We start from the raw sequence: 16,376 nt of genomic DNA on the forward strand, positions 1-16,376 counted from the left end.
GAGATAGATGAAGAACATGGTTCCGGACGCACAGTCCACGGCATTCAAGACGATCGCCCTGCTCGGCACTTTTGCCATCCTTCAGGTCGTAAGCGCTGATCTGGCGATGGCGCAGGGCACAGGCGGCGGAAGCGGTGGAGCATTCGGCCCGCTTCAAACTGCCGTTCAGATGATTGTCGACTTCATCACCGGCCCGTTCGGTCGTCTGATGGCGATCATTGCAGTTATCGGCCTCGGCTTCCTTGCCTTCGCCGGCCGCCTTTCTTGGTTCACGGCTGGTGCGGTCGTCATCGGTATCGGCCTTGTCTTCGGCGCTCCCGCGATCGTTGACCAGATGATTTCGTCTGTCGGCGGAAGCGGCGGCAACTAAAATGAGCGAGTTTCAGGACGAAAAGCCCACGCTTACGCCACTGGTGATCGGGTTGACCCGATCGCCAACGCTTTGGGGCGTGCCGTATATGGCTGTCGTCCTGATCGTCGGCGTGACCATCATCGGATGGCTCGCGACAAATCACCTTGCGGCTCTGCTCATTGCGCCCGTCGCTTACCTCGCCCTTTTCACCATTTGCACCTGGGACGCCAAGATCCTCGATGTTCTGCAGGTCACATCACGCAAGACGCCGCGCACTCCAAACAAGAAATTTTGGGGCACCAACTCGTACGGACCATAACGCATGCTGAAAGTCGTCAAAGAAGAACTTGGCTTTGGAAAGGTCGCTGGCAGTGAGCGGCCTATGTCCGTTCATATTCCCTATATGCGCCACGTGTCCGATACTGTGATCAGCCTCGAAAATGGTTCGCTGATCAGTGTCATCAAGCTCGACGGCCTGTTTTTCCAGACGGAGGATCAAGCGGAACTGAACATGCGTTCTGTGGTGCAAAACACCATGATCCGCGCGCTTGGATCCAGCCGTTACTCCCTGTGGTCAACGGTTATCCGCCGTGAAGTTGAGACAGAAATCGGCGGCGCTTTCGATCAGTCATTCTGCGAAGCTCTCAACGACCGCTATATGGATCAGCTGCGCAAGAAGCGCATGTTCACCAATGAGATCTACCTAACGATCGTGCGTTCTGGAATGCGCGGCGCATTGGGTCTTGGCGACTCTCTCAAGAGGATCTTCACGCAGTCGAACAAGGATGCAAAGGCTCAGGCTACCCGCGAAGACGTGACCGACCTCGAAGAGCTGATCGGCAACATCGTGCGCGAGCTTGGAAAATATGGCGCTCGCCCCCTCGGTATCACTTACCGCAAAAAGTCGGATGACACCGCCCGGGTCGAGGGTCAGGAAGACGAAAGCAAGGGCGAACCCTATTCCGAACCCTGCGAATTTTTCAATTCCATCCTGACCTGCGGCGTACCCCGGAAAATGCGGCTTCCTCGCATGGGTATCCGTAATTTCGTGGGTACATCGCGGCTCCATTTCTCGAAGAGAACGCTTCAGGCACAGGGCCCGGTAGACGAAGACAACCGATATGCAGCCCTGTTGTCGATCAAGGAATATCCGCCGTTCACGGGGCCGGGCATGCTGGATGGCCTCCTGCAGGTCAATCACGAGTTCATCCTGACGCAATCTTTCACGTTGGCCGACAAGCCAATTGCGCAGGAAAGGATCACCCGCCTTCAAAGACAGATTCGCGCGTCGGACGAGGCCGGCAGCTCGGTCGAATCCGACATCAATTTCGCGCTGGATAGCATGATGAATCAGGAGGCCGTTTTCGGCTTCCATCATTTTTCGCTGCTTTGCGTGAACCGTGATTTGGAAGGTCTTAGCCGTTGCGTGTCCGAGCTTGGCGCTTGCCTAACGGACATGAACATCAACTGGCTTCGCGAAGACCTCAATGTAGAGGCCGCTTTTTGGGCTCAGCTGCCGGGAAATCACTCGTACATCGCTCGCAAGGCAATGCTCTCAAGCTCGAATTTCTCGGGCCTTTCCTCGATGCACAATTTTGCCAGCGGACAGGCTGAGCGTACCCATTGGGGCCTTCCGATCACGATCTTGGAAACCACGTCGCAGACCCCGTACTGGTTCAACTTTCACCGTCGCGACATCGGCCACTTCACTGTAACCGGACCGACAGGCTCGGGTAAAACTGTTGGCTTGAGCTTCCTGCTGGCTCAGGCCATGCGCGTATCACCTACCCCTCGCGCTGTCTTTTTCGATAAGGACCGCGGAGCGGAAATCTTCGTTCGTGCGATTGGCGGCTCTTACGAGATTTTGTCACCGGGAACGCCTACCGGCTTCAATCCGCTGCAACTGCCAAACAATGGCCCGAACCGCGAATTCTTACAACGGCTGCTGAAATCCATGCTCGGCGGCCGTGATCGCGACTTTACCCAGGAAGATGAAGACACGCTTGAACGCGCGATCATTCGCCTGATGGAAGAGCCTGCGGCTCAGCGCAATCTTACGAACCTTGCAAACCTGCTCGTAGGTCGGTCAAGGGCGGATGCAAACGACTTGGCCGCGCGTATGCGCCCCTGGATCGAAGGCGAAAAGGCATGGCTTTTCAACGCTCAGCACGATGTATTGTCGTTCTCTGGTCGCAGCGTTTTCGGGTTCGATATGACAAACATCCTCGGCAACGAGGAATTGCGCACTCCCGCGCTGATGTACCTGTATCACCGCCTTGACGAGTTGCTCGACGGTAACCCGGTCATGTTCTTCATGGACGAAGGCTGGCAACTTCTCATGGATGAGACGTTTAGCCACTTCATTGTCGATAAGATGAAAACGATCCGTAAGCTCAACGGTATCGTAGGATTCGGCACGCAGTCAGCGGCCGACATCACAAAATCGAAGGTATCTCACACGTTGATCGAGCAGTCCTCGACGAACATCCATTTCCCGAACCCGCGTGCGGATGAAGAAAGCTACATCAAGCGGTTCGGGCTGACGGTGAAGGAATTCAACTTCATCAAAAATACCCCGCCAGAGAAGCGAACCTTTCTCATCAAGCACGGCAATGACTCCGTCATCGCTCGGCTCGATCTGTCGAGCATGCCTGATCTTGTGAAAGTTCTGTCGGGCCGCAAGGAAACGATCGAAGAGTGTGCCGCACTTCGCGCACAGTATGGAGACGAGCCCGAAAACTGGCTGGCAAAATTCTGCGGATGGGAGAAGGCTGAATGAGAAAAAGTCCCACTCTGGTGCTGCTCGCTGCAGCTCTTTCAATGAGCGCCCCAGGCGCAGGCTATACACAGGTTCCAATCACCGACGCTGCCCTTACGGGTTCTGATGCCGGCCGGAAAGGCACAACAGAAAAGATTGAGGAGACGGACAAAAAACGTCACACGGTCAGCACCAGTGTTACCTGCTCGATGTATAAAAAGGGCAAGGGTGGCGATGCACCGTCTGCGGCACAAGCGAACCCGGAAATTGTGGGGTTGGTAAAACGCGTCGCGGCCGAAGAAGGCGTTGACGAAACGCTTTTCATGTCGCTCGTCTATCAGGAGAGCCGTTTCAATCCTTGCGCGAAGTCTCCGGTAGGAGCAACCGGGCTTTCGCAGCTTATGCCGGGAACGGCAAAGGATCTTGGTGTCGACCCGCACAATGTCGAAGACAATCTGCGTGGCGGCGCTCGTTATCTGAAACAGCAGCTTAAGCGTTTCAACGGAAATACGAACCTTGCGTTAGCGGCCTACAACGCAGGTCCTGGGAACGTCCAGAAATATGGCGGCATTCCGCCGTTCAAGGAAACGCAGGGCTACGTCGCCAGCATCACCAAACAGTGGATGCCCCAATTCGGCGGCGCTGACACATCGAATATCCCGATGAATTACGGTGGCGGAACCACCGGATACAGCGGCGCTCGCGACACCTCAATGAATGCCATGGCAACAAGCCAGTCCATCACGGAAAGCAGTGGCAACGTCGCATCGTGGATGCAACAGCTCGGCCAGATGCAGACCGGGACAATCCAAGACAGTTGGGACCAGAATTCCGGCGCACGCAACGCCAATCTCGAGATGATGAACCAGGTCATTCGCCTCGGCGCGACCATGGCAGAATTGATCAATTCCAAGAACGCCATGAACCTCAGCGAGCGTTCAGGTGCCTCCCGTACCAATACCCCCAAGAAGGATGAGAAAGACAAAGAAACTGTCGATCTCTGCAATGCCCAGCAAACCCCCGAGCAAAATCTTGAATGGAATGAAGCCGAACAGGCTTGTGTCCAGAAGAGAGCAAGGGCGTCCGAAACGAAACTGATGTTGAGTGCTCAATAAAAGGAGAATTGCCATGAAAAAGACGATCCTAACGGCGTTTTCGCTGGCTCTGGCTTCAACCGCATATGCTCAGGTCCCGACGATCGACAATGCCAACCTGAAAATCGCTCAGGAAACCTCGAAAACCACGACGAACATCCTTGATACAAACAAGGAGGTACTGAAGACCGTCGAAGAAACCCTCAAGGCCGTCACTGGTGACCGTGGCAGCGTGCAAAGCCCGATGCAGAACCTTGCGGTTGGCAACGGTTTCAGTGTGTCTCAGATGCCGTCGTTTGACAGCATCATGGGCGGCGGCGTGCCGAACTTCGGCGGCATGGGCGGCGATATCGGCAAGATCGCTTCGACATTCCTCAATGGCTTGCAGCTGGTCAAAAACCTTTCTGGCAAAGCAGACAGCAACTTTGCCGGCGATAAGTCCTATGAGGAAGTGATGAACACCGTTCTCGGTGTTGCGGCCCTCGTGACAGGATCCAACCAGGCTGTGCAGCAGCGCACACAGGCTTTCACCCAGGCCGGACAACAGATCGGCAAGGCGGAAGACATCAAGGGCTCGATCGACCAAAACACGCAGCTTCAGGTTCAGTCCGGCCTTGTGCTGAACGAAATGATCGGCGTGATGAACGGTACAGTTCAATCGCTCAACGCTCAGAACCAGCAGCGCCTTGTTGATATCTCGAACTCCAAGAAGGCGATGACCTACGGTGAGTGACGCATACTCTTTTTATGCCAAACTGGCTTTTGCAGCGACCGTAGCAGCCGGCCTTGCCGGCTGCGCCGGCGCTCCAAAAGAAAAGACGGCCCCCTGCAAGAGACCGGCGAACCTGACATCGTTCGTAGAAGACCCGCGTAAAGACTGCGGTTCGATGACGAGTGTTAACGGCGATCCGTCAGCTGCGCTCGCTGCAATCGACACGATGGCGGCCGAATAAGGAACTGACGCGGCATGGAAGATTTCCTCGGGGGTCTGCTCGATCGTATCGAACAGACCGGACAAAATTTCACTCAGCAGGCTTATGGGGTAGTTGGCGGGCAGGTTGCGCCGCTGCTCACCGTGATGCTGATTGCGTATGTCGCGTACTATGGCTTGCAGTTGATCATGGGCACGGCGCGGGTGAGCGTAGGGGAAATCGTGAGCCGAGTGGTCCGCATGACCATCATCGTCGCGTTCGTCAGCTCCTGGGGCAACTTCAACACGTATTTCTATAGTTGGCTGAGCAATACCCCCGAAGATGTGGGGCGAGCGATTTTGAATGTCAGCAACACCGGGATCACTGAACCGACCAACGGTCTTTCGATGATCTGGGAGACAGCCAACAAGGCTGCGGGTGCCTTCGCAGAACAGGCGGGCTACTTCTCTGTTTTGCCTGCTATGGTGGGTTTTCTGATCATGGCGTTGACGGCCATCTTCATCGCCATTGCTTTGGCGATCCTGCTCCTGGCGAAAGTGATGATGTGGGTGCTGTTGGGAACGGCCCCCATCTTTATTGCCTGCCTTCTCTTTGCGCCCACCCGTAGCTACGGGATGGCTTGGTTTCAGAGCGTGCTCATGTACGCCCTTATGCCTCTGTTCGTTTACGTCATTGCCGCGTTTCTTATCTCTGCGATGGATCCCGAACTGACCAAGGTAACGGCCGCAGCGGACCAGCGTAGACTCCAGTTGGACGATGTCGCTGCATTCCTACTCCTATGCGCAGCCGGAGCATTTGTTCTCTTCAACATCCAGACACTTGCGCAGGGCATCACTGGCGGTGTGTCAGCAGGTATCGGGCAGATAGCACGCGCCGTTGGCGGCGTGACAGGCTTGAGCGCACCAGCAGCGATGCTAACCGGCGCGCGCAGCGCAGCCGGGACAGCAGGGAAAATCGGCATGGACGCTCGCGAGAGGACACATGCCGGAATGCGGGAAAATATACGGAATTCAAATGCGAGTGCGATGCAAAATCGCATCAGTAGCAACAGCGTGCCGAAGTAACGGCAATCTGTTTCGAGAGGGATTTAAGGGCTAGACAATGGCAGATAAGAATGAGGCTCTGCGGAGCTATTTTCAGGACGGGGACCGGTGGGAACAGGAAATCGTCAAAAAGGCGAAGCGTTCCAAATCATTCGCATGGTTCATCACCTTGATCATGAGCGTCATCGCCCTGATGTCGATCGGCTCGTTGATGATGCTGGTGCCGTTGAAGAGCTTTGAGCCCTACATCGTCGAGGTCGACAAGAACACAGGGTATGTTGAGGTCAAGACTGGCCTTACAAACGCCGGCAGTCTTACGGATCAACAGGCAGTCACCCAGGCAAACGTTGTACGATATATCCGCCATCGCGAAGGATATGATCCTTACAACATCCAGCAGAACTTCGGGATTGCCGCCCTCCTCTCGACCGGTGATGCGGCCCGGGAGCTTCAGGATTTGTGGAGTGCTGCGAACCCGAACAACCCCGGACGCAAGCTCGGCCGCAACAAAAAGATCACCGTCGACGTGAAGTCGGTCACGTTCCCGAATGCAAGCACGGCACTGGTACGTTTTTCCACGACTGAAAGCAGTGACACGGACTCGATGACGCGACACTTCATCTCCGTAATCCGTTATCGTTATACCGACACCCCTCAGCGCAACGAATGGCGCTTCGAAAATCCGCTTGGCTTCCAGGTCTACAATTACCGTCGCGATCAGGAAACGGTCACGCCAGGAGCTGCAGGATGATAGGCCGACTGCTGATGACAGCGGCCTTCGTGGCCGCAATGATGACTCACGCCTCGGCGGCTCAACAGCCTAAGCCGGGTAGCCTCGACGCTCGTGTGACGAGCGTCGTCTACCAGCCGAACAACGTGGTGAAAGTGTCTGCTACCTACGGGATCTCGACCATGATCATCTTCGATGAAGATGAGAAATTCGAAACGATCTCTCTCGGGGACAACGACAGCTGGCAAGTCGCACCCTCCGAGAAAGGCAACATTCTTTTCGTGAAGCCTATCGCAAAAGACGTGTCCACCAACATGAACGTGGTCACGAGTAAGCGTATCTACTTCCTCGAACTGAACGATTATGCTCCGACGGATGGTAAAAAGGTCTTCGGTATCCGGTTTGTTTACCCGGAAAAGGATCTCAACGCTTCTCTGCGAAAAGAGGCGGAGTTTCGGGCCGCAAATCCGAACATCAGCAATATCGACAAAGAGAATGTGAATATCGATTACTCATTCTCCGGTGATCCGGCCTTGAAGCCCACAATGGTCTTCGATGACGGTAAAAAAACATTCTTCAAATTTCGGGCCGGTCGCGTGCCTGCAATCTTTACGGTACAGTCAGATTTCTCCGAAACTCTGCGCAACTTCCGCAAGGAAGGCGAATACATCGTTGTTGATGGCACTGCCACGCAATACACCCTGCGTGATGGTGATCAGTGGACGTGCATCTTCAACCTTCGCAAGCCCGACTTCGCCGCTCCGGATCCCGATATCATGGCGCCGAAACCTGATCCCGATGCGAGCAAGCGTAGAAGGAGCGGCAACTAATGAAGCGTAGCCCCGAACTCGAAGCGATGGCCGCAGCTGACAATAGCGATGTCAGCAACCAGAACGCCAAACGCAACCAGACAGCCGGTATGGCTGCACTTCTCATATTCGGCGTGATTGCGGCCTACATGGTTCTTGCCACCTCTGGTGAAACCCCTCGGGATAATCCTCAGTCCGACGAGGAGTTTCAGACGACGACCTTCCGACCACCGAACTTTGTTCGCGATGGCGAGCAGGAGCCCGTGCAGGAAGAGCAGCCGATTGTTCAGCTGCCGCCACCACCTCCACCGCCGCCGCCTCCACAGACGGATACGACAACGTTCAATGTGCCGCCGCCACCAGAGGTCGTTCAGCCTCCGGAAGCAGCTCCCGTCGAAGAGGTGTTTCCTGAGCGGTTCAAATCGAGGCTCATCACCTTGGACCAGAATCGCGGCGGAAACCCGAATGATTCCTTGACGGGCAACGGCGGCACACCGCTGACTGTGGCTGGCGAAGACCGGAATAGCCAATATCTTTCGTCTGCCAGTGCGATCGGTGATCGCAGTGCGAAGGCACGTCAGATCAAGCGTATCGATGCCATGATCCCCGAGGGCACTTTGATACCCGGCATTTTGGAAACGGCAATTGTTTCCGACCTTCCGGGCCAGATTCGTGCGATCACCTCCCAAGATGTCTATTCCTTTGACGGGCGTCGGGTCCTGATCCCGACAGGCACGCGGTTGATCGGCGAGTATCAGTCTGAGGTGACACGCGGGCAAAAGCGCATCTTCGTCGTATGGACGCGCCTTATCCGTGATGATGGTGTTTCTGTCCGGCTCAACTCTATGGGCGCTGATAGCCTCGGTCGCTCTGGTCTTACTGGTCATGTCGACAACAAGTTCCGTGAGCGGTTCGGTGCCTCGATTTTGCTTTCGATCGTCGGCGGTGGCGCAAGCTATCTGACGGGTTATGGCAGCGACTCCACTGCTGGATCTAATAACGATGATGCGCAACGCGCTTCCGAGCTGGCCCGCGAGACGATCGCTCAAACCTTCAGCGACATGGCGAACACCGTCCTGTCGGAAAATCTTCGGATTCCGCCGACGATAAGCGTCGCCCAGGGCGAGCGGATCTTCATTTTCGTTCGTCAGGACCTCGATTTTAGCGAGATGTATGACGATCCTGTCACGGAAGCGATGAAGGAGATTAAACGTGAACGCGCCGGCAAGTAACGCGACAGCTCATGATCCACACTACTTCCTGACACGCTCCCTAGAGCCGATCAGGAGGTTTTTGGACGATCCCAAGGTGGTGGAAATTGCCATAAACAAACCGGGCCATGTGTACGTGGAACGGTTTGGCTCCGATCACATGGAGCATCATATTATCGAAGAGCTGACGGCCGGTGAAATTGAGAACATAGGCGAGCGCGTTGCTGCGGCGACGAAGCAGTTTCTAAATGCTGCCAACCCTATATTGAGCGGTGCGCTTCCCACAGGGGAGCGCATTCAGGTCGTATTGCCGCCTGCGGCCGCTGATGGCGGCTCCATCACCATTCGAAAACAGGTAATCCAGAATTTTTCTCTCGAGGATTACCGGGACAATGGGTCGCTCGACAAAGTTGCTGTCGCGGTGGGAGGGTTGAGCGACGTCGATCGCGAATTGATAGGATATCTTCGGAACGGCGAGATTTACGAGTTCATCCATACCGCGATCACGAAACGCGTCTCTATCCTGATTAGTGGCGGTACATCTTCAGGAAAGACGACGTTCCTGAATGCGTGCCTAAATTCGGTCGATTTGAATGAACGGATTATCACGCTGGAGGACACCCGGGAGCTCTTTCCGCCACAAAAGAACGTCGTCCATCTGCTCGCCTCTAAAGGTGGGCAAGGCACGGCCAATGTCACCTTGCAAAACCTCTTGGAGTCATCTTTGCGCATGCGGCCTGATCGCCTCTTTGTGGGTGAAATCCGCGGCGCTGAGGCTTTCCCGTTTCTGCAGGCGATCAATACGGGTCATCCAGGAAGTATGTCTACTCTCCATTCGGATTCTCCGAACGGTGCTTATGAACGACTAGTCATGATGATGGTGCAGGGTGGAATGTCCAGCGGGCTGAGCCGGGAAGATCTCCTATCCTACATTAAGATGGTTATTCCTATTGTCATCCAAGTGAGCCGAAATGGTGGGAAGCGTGGCATCTCCGAAATCTTATTCACGCGAGACGAAACATGACACCGGGCTTGAAGGCCTTCTACCTCGTTTTTTGCCTCGCCATTGCCTTTGCAATCTGGATGCTTGGCTATGGAGCCGGCCTGCAGCTGTTCTATGGTGACGGCCGTATTCTTGAGACTACAATCACCACCAATCCTTTTGCGCCGATTCAGCAGTTTTGGGCATATAATAGCAGCCCGTCACTTCAGAGGGTTGCGCTCGGTTCGCTCGTGCCGGCTTTTCTGGTCGCGGGCCTGGTGGCGTATCTCGGCCTAAAGCCAGTCAGCAGCCCATTAGGTGATGCGGCATTTCAGGACATTGCAGCACTGCGCACCCGGAAATGGTTCGGCAAGAAGGGCCATATCTTTGGCCGCTTTGGCAAAAACATACTTCGTGCGAACGATGATCGTCATCATTTGATCATCGGCCCGACCCGATCTGGTAAAGGCGCTGGCTACGTTATCCCGAATGCACTAATGCACGAAGGGTCGATGATTATCACCGACCTCAAAGGAGAGGTTTTCAGGGCGACAGCGGGTTTTCGGAAGAAAAACGGCAGCCAGGTGTTCATGTTTGCCCCCGGATCGGAACGGACGAACAGCTATAATCCACTTGATTTCGTTCGGCCTGAACGCGGCAATCGCACGACAGATATCCAAAATATTGCCAGCATCCTCGTGCCAGAAAATACGGAGTCGGAAAACTCGGTTTGGCAGGCGCTCGCACAAAATGTTATTGCTGGTGTCATCAGCTACGTTCTGGAGAGCCCATACTACAAGGATCGCCGAAACCTCGGCGAGATCAATTCGTTTTTCAACAGCGGCTCCGATCTTCAGGTACTGATGAAGTACATCAAGGAGAAGGAGCCCTATCTTTCAAAATTTACAGTCGAGAGCTTTAACGCATACATTGCGCTTTCCGATAGAGCTGCCGCTTCAGCACTGCTCGATATCCAGAAAGCAATGCGACCGTTCAAGAACGAGCGGGTCGTCGCGGCAACAAACTTCACGGACATCGATCTCCGAGGCATGAAAAGAAGGCCCATTACGGTCTATCTCGCACCCAATATCACCGACATCACCTTGCTGCGGCCTCTGCTGACACTGTTCGTTCAACAAGTCATGGATATCCTGACGCTGGAACATGATCCGAACGCCGTACCGGTCTATTTCCTGCTCGACGAGTTTCGCCAGCTGAAGCGCATGGACGAGATCATGACCAAGCTGCCTTATGTGGCAGGGTACAAGATCAAGCTCGCTTTCATCATTCAGGATCTAAAGAACCTTGATGAAATCTACGGCGAGACATCCCGCCACTCCTTGCTTGGTAACTGCGGCTATCAGCTGATCCTCGGCGCCAACGACCAGGCCACCGCCGAATATGCCTCAAAGGCTCTTGGCAAAAGGACCATCCGTTATCAGTCGGAATCTCGAACGATCGAACTTATGGGCCTGCCTCGCCGCACTAAGGTGGAACAGATCCGCGAACGCGATCTGATGATGTCGCAGGAAGTGCGGCAAATGCCGGAAGACAAGATGATTTTGCTCGTTGAAGGCCAGAGGCCGATTTTCGCGACGAAGCTACGGTTCTTCCAGACGCAGCCATTCAAGGGAGCGGAAGCCTACGCCCAAGCTCACATCCCGTCAGTTCCGGACATCGAGTATCTTCCACCCAAGCCCGTACCCGCAACGACTGCAGCGTACGAGAACGCTGGCAAGGAACAGGACGCGACCGAACCTGCGGCCCAAACAGTGGCCGCCACGCCCCCCGCTACGGAAGTCGCAAAGGCGCCGTCACAACTAGCCCCTCCTTCAAGCCCTGCTGCGCAAAAGCGTGTGGTCAACGTTTCTGCATTGAAGCCGAAAAAGGTTTCGGCGGCCGATGGATCGGGTGAGGCCACGCCGAAGCCCTCCCCTACCAAAGCCATGGACGCGGCGAGAAAAGAAGAGATTGCATTGATCGCGCCAGCCGCCGCGAAAAAGGTTCATGAAAAAGCTATCGCCGCGAGCGCAGACAAGCCCGCACCTCGCCGGAAGGATATAATGGCCGTATTCGAAGCGACCATCCCTGACCCTGAAATGGTCTGACGCGGATGGATCAGGTAATACGATTTCCGAAGGGGAGAACGGGAGAACGGGTATTTTGTCCCGTTCTCAAGCTGTACTTTCCGACCGTCCTCCGGGTGACAGCGAAAAACTATGTGGCCTACAGCCTGATTTCGGACGCGAAAAATCATCCGGCCCGCTCGTCGTTTGAGCCTATATCCTGCCTTGAGAAGAACGATGCAATCTCGCTCGTTGTGCGCTGGCACAGAGATATTGATGCTGCAGACTCATACCTCGCCGCCCTGCGCGACACAGGTAAGGCTTTTCGCCACGACGGCATTCATCAGACAGATGGCGGATGTTTCACGTTGACGGAGCGCGAGACCCGCGCCGACTGGCCGTCGCCCATGATCTTCTACGTTGCGGAGCATTCGCCCGTCATGCGTCGTGGTCGGGTTGGACGTTGGGAAATCGGTGTGTCGATCACAGGCCGACAATATGACGCCGGCATCACCAATGCCGCCGTCATAGAAGACGCTTAGAACGGCCAGAAGCTGGCGATATAATCCGCTGTCTGGGTCAGCCAGGCGGCGGTTGCGGTGTACCAGCCTAGAACTACCTCATAAGCATATGAGATAGCCCAAAGGGCTCCAATCAGGAGCATGGCATAGCCCATCAACTTGCCCGCACCCTCATCGGCCTTCGCATTATCGGCCTGGATCACATACTTATCAGTCATCGGCCTTAACGGTCGCGATCGTCGCGATCACGCTCCCTCTGCTCGGTCTGTTCACGCTCAAGTTCCTCAAGACGAGGAACGTGCTGCTGTGCAGGATCCGTCCTGGTGGTTTCGCCACCCTTCAAGATTTCTCTCTCCTTATTTACACGATCCTGCTGCTTTTGAGTAGCCTCTATGGTGTCGGCTAGCTCATGCGCCTCGCGCTCGTCATTATGCGAACCCCTCTCGTCCTCGATCTCTGCTTGAAGATCGCGTTGTCGTTCATCGACAACATCTGTCGTCGCTGGTGTCTTGGCTGTGGTGTCGGTCTCAGCTCTGCCGTCCTCGCGATCCAACTCCTCGATCTTTGCTTTCAGTTCTGGATCGTCCTTAGCGATATCACGAAGATAGTCGTTACCTGCAACGGCCGTTTCTGCTGCCTGACGCAGTGAACGATCAAGGCCAGCTTTAAAGCCCTCCAAGTCAGTTTCAGAGAACTCGCCAGCCTCGACCCGCGCAATGCCCTCCCGATAATGTTCGACGTTCATCATCTTTTCATTGCCCGCCTCAACGGTCGCTTCACCGTGCTTGTCTACAGCCTTATCGTATCGACTTGCGTCGTCAGCATCAGCACGGTTATCCGAAGCTTCGTCGCGAGGCACAGCCGACACTTGGACAGGTGCTGTCTCAGCCTCGGCAGTAGATGCGGGACGTTCAACGCGATCGCCACTCTCTTCCGCAACCTGTTCGGTCAGGCCACCATTGGCACGCAACGCCTCACGCTCATTGATCTCTACGAGCTCGCGCCGAAGGTTCACGAATTCTCGGGCAGCCTCCGCTACCTCTTCATATGATGCTCGATCTTCAGTGCCTGCACTTCGCTCAAGCTTGAAAAGAGCCATTTCGACGTTCTTTTCATAGGCCTCGAACTCCGGCCTCGTCTGTTCCCGCATATCCTCTGCCTCCGAAATAAGTTCGTTCAACGCTACCATATTGGCCCGATAGTCCCCGCCGAAATCAGCCGAGATCACTGTGCCGCTATTGAATGCCTGCGGATCGGCAAGACCGGCCTGCAGCGTGTCGCGGAACTCGGCTGCATAAGCCACCGTCTGTCGATCGCCAGCCACCGCCGCGACCTTCTGCCAAGTCTCCTGCGCCTTGACGGAATATTGCCGGCTGCGCTGGCTCGATGCGACATTGCGCCGGCCGCTGCGCTTGGCGTCATAGCGGGCCTGCGCCGGCTCACTCGTGCCGACATGCTCCGTACGGCCATCCCGGTTCACTGCCCGTACTTGATTGCGGGTATAGGCAGGGGCTGAAGCAAACTCGCGGCGATCGGTCATTTCCATATTGATGCCGTGGGCGCGCGCCTTTTCAGCCATCACCTCGCGCCACTGGCGGAATGTCGCCGGGGTCGTCTCGACACGATCACCGGCCTCTGAGCGCATGGTGACGATCGCATGGGCGTGGACATGCGGACGTTTGCCCCCCTCCCCTGCTTCCTTGGTATCGGTTTCCGGATCGTGCATCGCAAAGACATAGCGATGACCTGCAAACTGATCGGCCAGGAAGTCACGCACCGCACCCTCGAATGCCGCCGCATCTGTTCCGGCGCGCGCCGACATGATGACGTGCATCACGTCGCGGCTCTTGCGGCTGTGCAGTTCGTCGCGCCATTCCTTTTGCACCAGGTCGCTGGCGGCCTTCTCGTCGGTCAGAACGCGGCCGCGATCGTCGCGGACTTCATCGCGCCGCTCGATCAGATCGCGGACCTTGGCCGCGCCATAGTCAACCCCATTGCCGTAGCCGCTGAAGGAGAAGGATGCAGAAGCGACGCCAGCGACTGCACTCGCATCGAAACGTTTCTGAACAATCCCGGCCGACTTGGCGTCGGCCGTCAGCCGTTCGCCCTGGCCGCTGCGCAATACGACATGCCCCTCAATGCGCATAGAACCGTCGGCGCGTTCCTCGACGGCATAGGCATAACGGCGATCACCAAACCCGCTCGATAGAACGCTCCGCACGCGCTCATGAAGCTCCTCGGCCGAACTGCCGGCAGCCACCTCGACGGCAAAACTGCCTATGTCGCGGCTCTCCGTCCGGTTCTGGAAAAGGTGATCCCAATCACCTCGGACACGCGCCAGATCTTCCCGGCCCTGCAGCTTTTCGCCGTTCTCATTTTCAACTTTCAGCTCTCCGCCACGAGACACGTAATTCAGCATGGAGCCGACACGCGCTCCAGCGCCATAAGACGCCATTTTAACCACGGCTGGCTGACTACCTTTTGCCACGCTTGTGAGTCTCGTTTCCATCGAGCGGCCGGCGCCTGCGCTCTTGGCGCTCGATGTCGATATGCGCGGAAACTGCATCTTCGGGAGCCGGATTGGCTTCCCTTTCGATCCACCCCCGCCGCCACCGCGCCTGACTTCCTTGATCTGATGGACGTACTTGAACAGGCTTTCTTCGGATTCCTTCGCGTTCGAGCCGAGCGACATTTCGTGCAAAAGCGCCGCACGCTTCTGCGCCCATTCCGTCGTGAATGCTCCGAAGAAGAATTCCAAGCCTATTCCTCCCCTCTCCGCTGATAGCCAGCGCGACGGGAAAGCCCTCTCAATTCGAGCATCACCGCACCTTGGATCGACTGGACGTTTTTCAGATTGAGGTCGATTTCGGCAGGATGGACAACCTTGCCGCTGTTGATAGCACGCGCGACCTGGTTCAAATTCACCCCAATCTTGCGCATATCTTCCAGAAGAGCCGCCATCACCAGTCGGTCATCTCGGGTCAGAATCGGGCGAACGCCGGCACCTTCAAGCATCAGCGAACGGAAGAATGCGGAAACGCTCATGCCGGCTGCCTTGGCTGCAGCTTCGATCTTTTCATGCTCAGCATCGGTCACGCGCACGTTTACAAGACGCCCTTTGCGCGCCTTGCCTGCTTTCGTGTCCAAACTGCTTTCACTCATCTGCCAGAGGCCTTTCAGGAGCGGGCGACGGCCATCGTGGGCTTGTCCCTCGATAGCTGCAAAAATAATGTAAAACATTTTTGCGTATCCTGCCACCCTACATAACAGAATAATAGCCCCATATTTTGACCTATCCAACCCACGGATTTCCGCTGCTAACGCATCGGCTTCAAAGCATTGAAACGCTCACCAGGGTTCACCGCCAAAACCGCTAGAAAGCCCTTGGTCTGACAGTCGTGCTCATCCGCAAGGGACGCTGCGCTCTACGCCCTTGCGGCTTACGCGCGCCGGTCAAAGTCGGCCTTTACGCGGCTCCGGGGTTCACCACACGTTAGGACCACATCTGAAAAACACACGACTTAGATCGTGTGTTTAAAAACCATGGTTTTAGCCTATTTTCATTTTACACGATTATCACACACGCTAGGTTCACATGGTATGGTAGTGAAGTATTGGCGCAGCATTTGGCGCATCGGCATTATCGTGTTGACACACCGCATCGCAGCACGGTACGCAACTGTCCTGTGAACGTGGCGTGTTTGCGCTGCTAGTTTCAGTGCGCTATCAAAATGGCATGGTTAGCATTGTTCACACGCTATTAACTCATTCTACGTACATGGTGTGATTACGATGTCTCACACGCTGTATACCTACCGTGTGAAAACATGCGGGCATGCCAATTCCAAGAATCTCTTTGGGCTAGCAAAGGATCAAAA

Annotated in this window: 16 protein-coding genes; 13 read left to right on the top strand and 3 right to left on the bottom strand. The window is 55.6% G+C overall.

From position 1 onward, the window contains the following. The first annotated feature begins 7 nt into the window (after positions 1-7). The 13 genes from CFBP5499_RS28725 to CFBP5499_RS28785 are packed head-to-tail and all read left to right on the top strand — an operon-like array spanning position 8 to position 12,519. Positions 8-370 (top strand): TrbC/VirB2 family protein, encoded by a 363-nt coding sequence (locus tag CFBP5499_RS28725; protein WP_080831158.1) that lies wholly within the window; start codon positions 8-10, stop codon positions 368-370. A 1-nt stretch (position 371) separates the two neighbouring features. Continuing rightward, a complete protein-coding gene (locus CFBP5499_RS28730) occupies positions 372-671 on the top strand; it encodes a type IV secretion system protein VirB3 (protein WP_080831159.1) in 300 nt (99 codons plus the stop codon). Between the two features lie 3 nt (positions 672-674). Continuing rightward, entirely contained in the window at positions 675-3,131 is a 2,457-nt protein-coding gene (locus CFBP5499_RS28735) for a VirB4 family type IV secretion/conjugal transfer ATPase (RefSeq protein ID WP_080831161.1), read from the top strand. After that, positions 3,128-4,225 carry a lytic transglycosylase domain-containing protein gene (locus CFBP5499_RS28740; RefSeq protein WP_080831162.1) on the top strand — a complete coding sequence of 366 codons (1,098 nt, stop codon included), beginning with the start codon at positions 3,128-3,130 and terminating at the stop codon, positions 4,223-4,225. The genes CFBP5499_RS28735 and CFBP5499_RS28740 overlap by 4 nt, the downstream gene beginning before the upstream one ends. A gap of 13 nt (positions 4,226-4,238) precedes the next feature. Next, positions 4,239-4,937: a type IV secretion system protein gene (locus CFBP5499_RS28745; RefSeq protein ID WP_080831164.1), complete on the top strand. Its 699-nt coding sequence runs from the start codon at positions 4,239-4,241 to the stop codon at positions 4,935-4,937. Further along, positions 4,930-5,157, top strand: a complete 228-nt coding sequence (locus CFBP5499_RS28750; RefSeq protein ID WP_080831166.1) for a hypothetical protein — start codon at positions 4,930-4,932, stop codon at positions 5,155-5,157. The genes CFBP5499_RS28745 and CFBP5499_RS28750 overlap by 8 nt, the downstream gene beginning before the upstream one ends. Before the next feature lie 14 nt (positions 5,158-5,171). Further along, complete coding sequence (locus CFBP5499_RS28755; RefSeq protein ID WP_080831168.1) at positions 5,172-6,200, top strand: type IV secretion system protein; 1,029 nt, start codon at positions 5,172-5,174, stop codon at positions 6,198-6,200. A gap of 37 nt (positions 6,201-6,237) precedes the next feature. Then, complete coding sequence (locus CFBP5499_RS28760; protein ID WP_080831170.1) at positions 6,238-6,930, top strand: virB8 family protein; 693 nt, start codon at positions 6,238-6,240, stop codon at positions 6,928-6,930. Further along, positions 6,927-7,739: a TrbG/VirB9 family P-type conjugative transfer protein gene (locus CFBP5499_RS28765; RefSeq protein WP_080831173.1), complete on the top strand. Its 813-nt coding sequence runs from the start codon at positions 6,927-6,929 to the stop codon at positions 7,737-7,739. The genes CFBP5499_RS28760 and CFBP5499_RS28765 overlap by 4 nt, the downstream gene beginning before the upstream one ends. Continuing rightward, positions 7,739-8,950, top strand: coding sequence for a type IV secretion system protein VirB10 (gene virB10 / locus CFBP5499_RS28770; protein WP_080831176.1), 1,212 nt, complete (start codon positions 7,739-7,741; stop codon positions 8,948-8,950). The genes CFBP5499_RS28765 and virB10 overlap by 1 nt, the downstream gene beginning before the upstream one ends. Next, positions 8,931-9,953 (top strand): P-type DNA transfer ATPase VirB11, encoded by a 1,023-nt coding sequence (virB11, locus tag CFBP5499_RS28775; protein ID WP_080831179.1) that lies wholly within the window; start codon positions 8,931-8,933, stop codon positions 9,951-9,953. Before virB10 ends, virB11 begins: the two co-directional genes overlap by 20 nt. Further along, a complete protein-coding gene (locus tag CFBP5499_RS28780) occupies positions 9,950-12,019 on the top strand; it encodes a type IV secretory system conjugative DNA transfer family protein (RefSeq protein ID WP_080831181.1) in 2,070 nt (689 codons plus the stop codon). The genes virB11 and CFBP5499_RS28780 overlap by 4 nt, the downstream gene beginning before the upstream one ends. Before the next feature lie 5 nt (positions 12,020-12,024). Then, positions 12,025-12,519: a hypothetical protein gene (locus CFBP5499_RS28785; RefSeq protein ID WP_130932638.1), complete on the top strand. Its 495-nt coding sequence runs from the start codon at positions 12,025-12,027 to the stop codon at positions 12,517-12,519. Here the strand turns inward: CFBP5499_RS28785 and CFBP5499_RS28790 are convergent. Genes CFBP5499_RS28790 through CFBP5499_RS28800 form a run of 3 tightly spaced genes read right to left on the bottom strand, consistent with a single transcriptional unit; the run spans position 12,516 to position 15,660 of the window. Then, on the bottom strand, positions 12,516-12,716 hold the full coding sequence (locus CFBP5499_RS28790) for a hypothetical protein (protein WP_080831185.1): 201 nt from the start codon (positions 12,714-12,716) through the stop codon (positions 12,516-12,518). The two genes, CFBP5499_RS28785 and CFBP5499_RS28790, sit on opposite strands and share 4 nt — an antisense overlap. 5 nt (positions 12,717-12,721) lie before the next feature. Then, positions 12,722-15,256 (bottom strand): conjugal transfer protein TraA, encoded by a 2,535-nt coding sequence (locus CFBP5499_RS28795; RefSeq protein WP_080831187.1) that lies wholly within the window; start codon positions 15,254-15,256, stop codon positions 12,722-12,724. Between the two features lie 2 nt (positions 15,257-15,258). Next, on the bottom strand, positions 15,259-15,660 hold the full coding sequence (locus CFBP5499_RS28800; protein ID WP_080831242.1) for a plasmid mobilization protein: 402 nt from the start codon (positions 15,658-15,660) through the stop codon (positions 15,259-15,261). Between the last annotated feature and the right edge of the window lie 716 nt (positions 15,661-16,376).

The organism is Agrobacterium tumefaciens, assembly GCF_005221325.1.
Taxonomy (GTDB): domain Bacteria; phylum Pseudomonadota; class Alphaproteobacteria; order Rhizobiales; family Rhizobiaceae; genus Agrobacterium.